The organism is Actinomycetota bacterium (assembly GCA_036280995.1).
Classification (GTDB): Bacteria; Actinomycetota; CALGFH01; order CALGFH01; family CALGFH01; genus CALGFH01.
In genome coordinates this window covers 1-6,692 of sequence record DASUPQ010000005.1, presented here as the reverse complement: position 1 = coordinate 6,692, position 6,692 = coordinate 1, and the positions used below count along the sequence as shown (strand labels likewise).

General features: G+C 70.5%; 7 protein-coding genes. 1 reads left to right on the top strand and 6 read right to left on the bottom strand.

The genetic code is table 11. The features are described from left to right. Positions 1-99: 99 nt before the first annotated feature. Both VF468_00165 and VF468_00160 read right to left on the bottom strand, forming a co-directional pair. On the bottom strand, positions 100-804 hold the full coding sequence (locus VF468_00165; protein HEX5876740.1) for an SDR family NAD(P)-dependent oxidoreductase: 705 nt from the start codon (positions 802-804) through the stop codon (positions 100-102). A gap of 91 nt (positions 805-895) precedes the next feature. Next, entirely contained in the window at positions 896-1,090 is a 195-nt protein-coding gene (locus tag VF468_00160) for a hypothetical protein (GenBank protein HEX5876739.1), read from the bottom strand. Positions 1,091-1,434: 344 nt separating this feature from the next. On the opposite strand from VF468_00160, the gene VF468_00155 reads away from it, so the two are divergent. Next, positions 1,435-2,133, top strand: a complete 699-nt coding sequence (locus tag VF468_00155) for a DUF4386 domain-containing protein (GenBank protein HEX5876738.1) — start codon at positions 1,435-1,437, stop codon at positions 2,131-2,133. On the opposite strand, the gene VF468_00150 is transcribed toward VF468_00155, so the two are convergent. The 4 genes from VF468_00150 to VF468_00135 all read right to left on the bottom strand — a co-directional run. Beyond that, a complete protein-coding gene (locus VF468_00150; protein HEX5876737.1) occupies positions 2,123-3,610 on the bottom strand; it encodes a zinc-binding dehydrogenase in 1,488 nt (495 codons plus the stop codon). The two genes, VF468_00155 and VF468_00150, sit on opposite strands and share 11 nt — an antisense overlap. A 191-nt stretch (positions 3,611-3,801) precedes the next feature. Continuing rightward, positions 3,802-3,942, bottom strand: a complete 141-nt coding sequence (locus VF468_00145; GenBank protein HEX5876736.1) for a hypothetical protein — start codon at positions 3,940-3,942, stop codon at positions 3,802-3,804. Between the two features lie 303 nt (positions 3,943-4,245). After that, the gene (locus VF468_00140) at positions 4,246-4,752 is read right to left on the bottom strand and encodes a hypothetical protein (protein HEX5876735.1); all 507 of its coding nucleotides are present in this window, start codon (positions 4,750-4,752) and stop codon (positions 4,246-4,248) included. 313 nt (positions 4,753-5,065) lie between these two features. Next, positions 5,066-6,692, bottom strand: a 1,627-nt coding sequence (locus VF468_00135; GenBank protein ID HEX5876734.1) for an FAD-dependent oxidoreductase, incomplete at its 5' end; no start/stop codon positions are given.

Sequence of the window (6,692 nt, the reverse complement as noted above, 5' to 3'; positions counted from 1 at the left end):
CTGGCGGGCGACGTCATACGCGATCCCAGCCAGCGTCCCGTCCAGCTCGTTCATCGCGTCGGAGCGCTCCAACAGCACCGTCGCAGGTGTGGCGGGGTGTCACCAGGGGACCGGACGGCCGTCGCGGTAGAAGCCACCGCTGGGTCCGTCGTCGGGCAGATCCACGGCCCACAGCACGCTGGCCGCCCCCTCGGCGACCGGCCGCCCGCCGGGACCCCCCATGTCGGTGGCCACCCAGCCCGGGCAGACGGCGTTGACGAGAACCCGGTCCCGCCGCAGGTCGCCGGCGAGCATGCGGGTGAGGGCGTTGAGCGCCGCCTTGGAGACGTTGTAGGCGGGCGCGCCCCCGCCGCCCATGCCGGCCAGCGACCCCGCCTCGCTGGAGACGTTGACGATGCGCCCGTGGCCGCTGGCCCGCAGCAGCGGGAGCAGGACGAGGCTGGCCTGCCAGGCGCCGAGCAGGTTGACCTCCAGCGCCTCCCTGACCACCCGGAGGTGGGCGGTGGTGGCCCGCTGCCAGGTGTCGTAGTGGATGGCGGCGTTGTTGACCAGCACGTCCAGCCGGCCGTAGCGGCGGTCGAGGTCGGCGGCGACCTCCTCGACGCTGGCCGGGTCGGTCACGTCGAGCCGCCGGGCCAGCACGCGGTCCCGGCCCGGCATCGCCGCCGCGGCCCGCTCGGCCTTCCCGAGGTCGCGGGCGGTCAGGACCACGGTGTCGCCCCGCGCCGCCACCTGCCTGGCCAGCTCCCGGCCGATGCCGCGATTGGCCCCGGTGACGAGTCGACCCGGGTCATCGCACGGCAAGGCTGGCCGGCGTGGTCCTGGTCATCTGGGCCTCCTGTGTCCGAGCAGCACCCGCAACCGCCGACTGTGATCCGGGGTAGCACCTCGTCAGTCATCCGCTGCGGCCGAGCGCCTGGAAGACCTCGTAGACCATGAATGCCGGCCAGAACAGGCCTTGGAAGACCGCCAGCAGGTGCTCCCAGAACCTGTCGGCCTGCTGCCAGAAGTACACCAGGGCCCCGAAGATGCCCAGTCCGTAGATGGCGCCGCCGCCGGCGGCCGCGCCCGCGTTACGGCTGTTGCTCATCACGACCCACCTCTCTCTCGAATCCACAGGCGCGACGCCCGGCAACGCGGGTTCTCACTACCGCCGCGCTGCCGGCCACGCCTGCGACAACAGGAGCAGCCAGCGTCGCGGTGACGCCGAACCGAGTCAAACGGGTCGGCGTGCGGGCGGCCACCCAGTCTGGTTCGCGTCGACCACGGTGGCAGAAGGTGGCCGGTCGTATCCTCGTCGATCCCCACAAGGATCCAGTCCTGTCGTCACATCTGTTGACATGCTGGGTGGCCGACGGTCAGCCTGGCTCCTCACGATCCAGGTCGCCCGCTGATCGGGGTAGGCTCCCAAGCCCCGGCACGGGAGGACCTCTCTTGACCACCCAGGTGCTGACCGGCCTGCTGCTGCTGGTCCTGCCGGTCGCCTACAACGGCCTCTACGCCCTGCTCGCCCGCGGCTTCGACTACCCCGACATCCTGCGCCAGCCAACCGGCCAGGTCCTGGAGCGCTTCAGCGCCGGGGGCAGCCGCCTGGTCCTGCTCTGGTGGGGCTTGGCCATGAACGCGGTCCTGCTCGCCCCGGCCGTGGTCCTGGTGTCGGCCACCCTGGCCGACGCCGACCCGACCGTCCTGGCCTTGGCCACCGCCCTCGGGCTGCTGGCCGCCCTGGTCCAGTTCCTGGGCCTTGTCCGCTGGCCGTTCGCCGTTCCCCATCTGGCCCGCCTGGCCGCTGACCCGGCGACCACCCCGGCCACCCGCGAGGCCGTCGAGGTCGTCTTCCAGAGCCTGAATCGCTACCTGGGGGTGGCCGTCGGGGAGCAGCTGGGCTATCTGTTCACCGGGCTATGGACCGCCCTGGCCGGCGTCGCCCTCATCCAGTCCGAGGTCGTGCATCCGCTGTTCGGGGTCGTCGGGCTGGTGCTGGCGCCGCTGTTCGTGCTCGGCTCGCTGGAGTTCGTCGGCCCCTTCGAGCCCCAGGGCTGGAGGCTGGCCGGGGCCCTGGTCCCCGTCGCCTACATCGGCTGGTCGGTGTGGCTGCTGGCCCTCGGCATCGGCCTCCTGCTCACCGCCTGACCGCAGCACAGCGCCCACACCGTAGCTCGTGATCCAGCGGGTCGTGGGACTCTGGCTGACGGCGGAAGGGGTCAGGCGGCTGTCGGGGCCCGGACGGCAGGTTGTCCGGGCTCGCCAGATGGCCACCAGCAGCGCGCCAAGACCGAACACCACCGCGGCGAACCAGACCAGGCCACCAAGGACGGGGATCAGGGCCAGCACCCGCAGGATGCCCCAGCCGACCAGGAACGCAAGGAACCCAGGCGGTCGGCTCACGGAGGACCCGCCGGCCAACGATCCAGGCCGCATCCGCCCGACCAGCCACACCAGCACCAGTCCGACCACCAGAGTCGACACCGACACGGCCAGCCACCAGCCCAGCCGGCCGACCCAGCCGAACCCCTCCCAGTTGGTGTTGGTCTGCAGGCGCTTGCTGGTCCCGCCGATGGTCGCGCCCGAGGCGACCACCGGGGCCTGCTGGGGAGACGACGTCGCCGGTGACATTGGCCCCTGAGCGCAGCTCGACCCGGCCGTTGAACACGACCACGTCGCCGTTGACCCGCCCGGAGATGGTGACGGGGGCGTCGAAGGCAGTCAGCCGGCACGATAGGCCGTATCGAGCGTCAGCGCACTCCCAGGCGGCGCTGCTGGGTGAGGACCGGATGGCAGACCACGTGATCGGCGACAGATCACCCGATCTGGCAATGACCCAGAAATACCTCGCCATCTCCTGGTCGTCCCTCGGAATGGGGAACATGACCCTCTTGACAGGAAGAAGCGGCGTGATGAGCGCCAAGATCGGATTCTGGGACAGTGGACCCAAGTCCGAGGAGAGGTAGATCCCGCGCGGTTTCAACAGCCGCCGGCAGCGGCCGAACGAGCTCTTGCCCACCGCATCCAGGACCACGTCATAGGTCTGGGTGTCCTTGGTGAAGTCCTCGGCCGTATGGTCGATCACCCGGTCAGCGCCCAAGCCCTTGACCAGCTCCACGTTCTTGGTGTCGCAGACCGCGGTCACCTTGGCGCCCATGCTCTTCAGCAGCTGGACCGCCGCCGAGCCGATGGCTCCGGTCGCCCCGTTGACCAGGACGTCTTGGCCGCTTCGGATCTTGGACTTCCTGATCAGCGAGAGGGCATAGTGCGAACCCTCGGTACTGGCAGCGGCCTCCTCGTAGGTCAGGTTCGCCGGCATGGTGGCGAGCGAACCGTCTTCGGCAATCGCCAGGTATTCAGCGTGGGCACCGAACCGGCTTCCGTGTTGCAGTCCGCTGTATCCGAACACCCGGTCACCGACCTGGAAGGACGTGACGCCGCTGCCCACCGTCTCTACTTCCCCGGCGAACTCATTGCCGAGGATCGTCACCTTCGGCCTGATGAGCCCGGTGAAGAGTCTCACGAAGAAGGGCGTGCCTGCCCGGAAACCGCAGTCGGTCCGATTCACCGTCGTGGCGTGAACCTTGACCAGGACCTGGTTGTCCTTGGCGGCCGGCTTTTCCACTGCTGAGATCCGAACCACGTCCGGCGGACCGTAGCTGGTGCGGACTGCTGCTCTCATGGCTGGACTGTAGCGACAACACCCAGGTCGGCGCCTCGGCTGAGCAGCCCGGATCAGCGTGGCCCAGTACGGTCAGGCCGATCAGGCCCTGAGGGGTCAGGGGGTTGTCGGCGTGCCGCTACAAGCCGGAAGGCTCAGCCGGCGCGGTCGTGCCCGCCCTCGTCCTCCCAGCGGTCGACCTCGCTCGCGCCGTCGCCCTCGTTTTCCGAGCCGCCGACTTCCGGCTGGTCAACCACTTCAGCTTCGGTCAGGTTCTCGGGAACCCGCTCTGTCATGCTCTGCCCCGTTCCTGATACCCACACGTGGCATGCACATGGTAGCCCTGGAGGTAACAGGAACGACGTGCCCGGTACCTTCGGCGCCCTGGCCATTGGCCGGCTTGCGGTCGGGCGAGCGGTTGTCCGACACCTCAAGGTCGAGCAGCTCGAGGTCAACCGGTTGCACGTCCATGAGCTCCAGGTCGACCGGCAGACAACCCTCGCACCGGCCTGAGGCGACATCACCCGAGAGAGCCGGGGCCGTCGCAACGTCGCTGGGTGGCCGCGAGGTCACAAAGGCGGAGCCGATCCTTGACGAAGTCAGGGCTCGGGGGTGGTTCGGACGCCGAGGTTGGCCCCAGGAACCGGCTCGTCATCGCTCCCGTCGTCCTCGACCAGCCCATCGTCTTGGGCGGCCGGGTCATCGAACACCCGGAAGGGATCGCTCGACGGGCCCATCCTGGACTCCGGTTCACGCCTCCCGCCCAGGTCCTGGTCCCGCTCGGCTGCCTCCTCGACGGTCAGCTCCGCCAGCGGGAACGCCTCCAGCCGTTCGTCGGGAATGGGTCGACCGCTCAGGATCGAGAAACCATAGGTGCCCGCCGTCAGGCGGGCCTCCGCTCGCTCCAGGGCGGCCCACCGGTCGCGCAGCCGCTCACTCAGGGCCTGGCTGGTCTCCTCGGTGACCCGGCGTTCGGCGCCGTCCACCTGGTCCTCAGGCCTGGACGAGGCAACCGCGTCGTCGTGGTCGCGAGCCACCGCTCGACCCAGCTGCTCGAGTCGGCCACGCTCCTGATCCAGCAGGGCTCGCGCCCGCACCTTGTCCACCCGAGCTCCTCATCAGCGACTTGGCCAGCATAGTTCCTGTTGTTGGCAGTGTCCCACAGGCCGTCACGGCGGTGGTCTTCGGGTCAAGCTGCTCGGCCATGGTATCGGCATCGTGCCCTACCGCCGCGAACAGAATTCGGGGGCGCTTACTGGCTTGGTAGGCCAGGTTCCCCTGATGCGACCGCCCCGGGACCTGGCCGTGGTATCGGGGGCGGACCTGCAGGTCCAGCTGTATGAGGCTTCAGATCTTGCTGCAACTCGCCATCGAGGCGACCCGGCGGCAGGCCAGGTGGCCGCCTGAGGGGAGGCGTCCCTATCGATAGGTGAGATGCTCGTGGACCAGGCGGATGGCGACCGACCCGTCCCCGACCGCGCCGGGGACCCGCTTGGTCGACCCGTGGCGGACGTCGCCGGCCGCGAACACGCCGGGCAGGCTCGTCTCCAGCGGCATCGGGGGCCGGTCCAGTGGCCAGCCGGCCGGCGGCTGGCCGTCCTGGAGCAGGTCGGTGCCGGTGATCACGAACCCCCACCGGTCCCGCCGGAGGGTGTCGGGGAGCCAGCCGGTGTGGGGCTCGGCCCCGATGAGGATGAACAGCGCCGTCGCCGGCACGGTCTCGGTCGCCCGCGAGGTGCGGTCCTCGAGGGTCAGGCCGGAGAGCCGGCCATCGCCGTGGCCGTCGACGGCCTCGGTGTTGTAGCGGACGGTGACATTGGCCGTCGCCTCCAGCTCGCGGACCAGGTAGTCGGACATGGTCTCGGCCAGCGAGGGCCCGCGGACCAGCATGGTGACCTGGGCGGCGTAGCTGGCCAGGTGCACCGCCGCCTGGCCGGCGGAGTTGCCCCCACCCACCACGAACACCCGCTCGTCCTTCATGGCCACGGCCTCAGAGGTGGCGGCGCCGTAGAACACCCCCGCCCCGACCAGCGCCTCCAGGCTGGGCACGCCCAGCCGCCGCCAGCTCACCCCGGTGGCCAGGATCACCGCCCGGCTGGTCACCTCGGTCCCGTCGCCCAGGGTCACCACCCGGTCCGGCCCGGCGACGTGGAGGCCGACCGCCCGCTGGCCGTAGACGATGTCGGCGCCGAACCCGAGGGCCTGATGGAAGGCCCGGTAGGCGAGTTCGGTGCCGCTGATGCCGCGGGGGAACCCCAGGTAGTTGCGGATCATGGAGCTGGTCCCGGCCTGCCCGCCGGTCGCCTCCGGCTCGAGCACGAGCGTGCCCAGCCCCTCCGACGCACCGTACATGGCCGCGGCCAGCCCGGCCGGGCCCGCACCGACCACGGTGACGTCATAGGCTGCCGCGGCCGGTCGGGTCGGGGCCGACAGCGCCTCGGCGACCTCGGCGACGGAGGGATCGGGCAGGACCAGGCCGTCGAAGGTGACCACCACCGGGAGCTGCTGGGCGGTTGCGCCGGCCCGCTCCAGCAGCGCGCGACCTTCCTCGGAGTCAGCCGGCAGGAAGCCGAAGGGGACCTTGTTACGGGCCAGCAGGTCCCGGATCGCATGGGCGCGGGCCGACCACTGCTCGCCGACCACCTGGACGGCCTGGAACCCGGGACGGTACAGCTGCGCCCACTCGTACAGCAGGCCGACGACCAGCTGGTGGAAGCCTTCGTCACCGGGCTGCCAGGGCTTCAGGCCCCAGTCGTCGACCTGGCCAAGGACGGCCGCACGGACCAGCTGATCCCCAACCTGCCGGTCACCCCAGCCGGTCAGCAGGGCCCGTTTGGCCGCCGGGTCCAGCCCGTGCACCCTGGCCATCAGCTCGGTCCCGCTCATGTCGGGCAGCCGCAGATCGGCCAGGACCAGCGCCACCTGTTCGCCACGCGCCCCGATCTGCTCCAGCGCCTGCAGTCCGGCCGCGCCCGAACCCGCGCACAGCACCTGGTAGTCAGCCCCGTAGCGTTTGCGCAGCTCCCGCTCGATCACGGTCTTCGCC

Coding starts and splice junctions, on each gene's coding strand:
- VF468_00145 (HEX5876736.1), bottom strand. CDS start 3,942: ATGACAGAGCGGGTTCCCGAGAACCTGACCGAAGCTGAAGTGGTTGAC.
- VF468_00160 (HEX5876739.1), bottom strand. CDS start 1,090: ATGAGCAACAGCCGTAACGCGGGCGCGGCCGCCGGCGGCGGCGCCATC.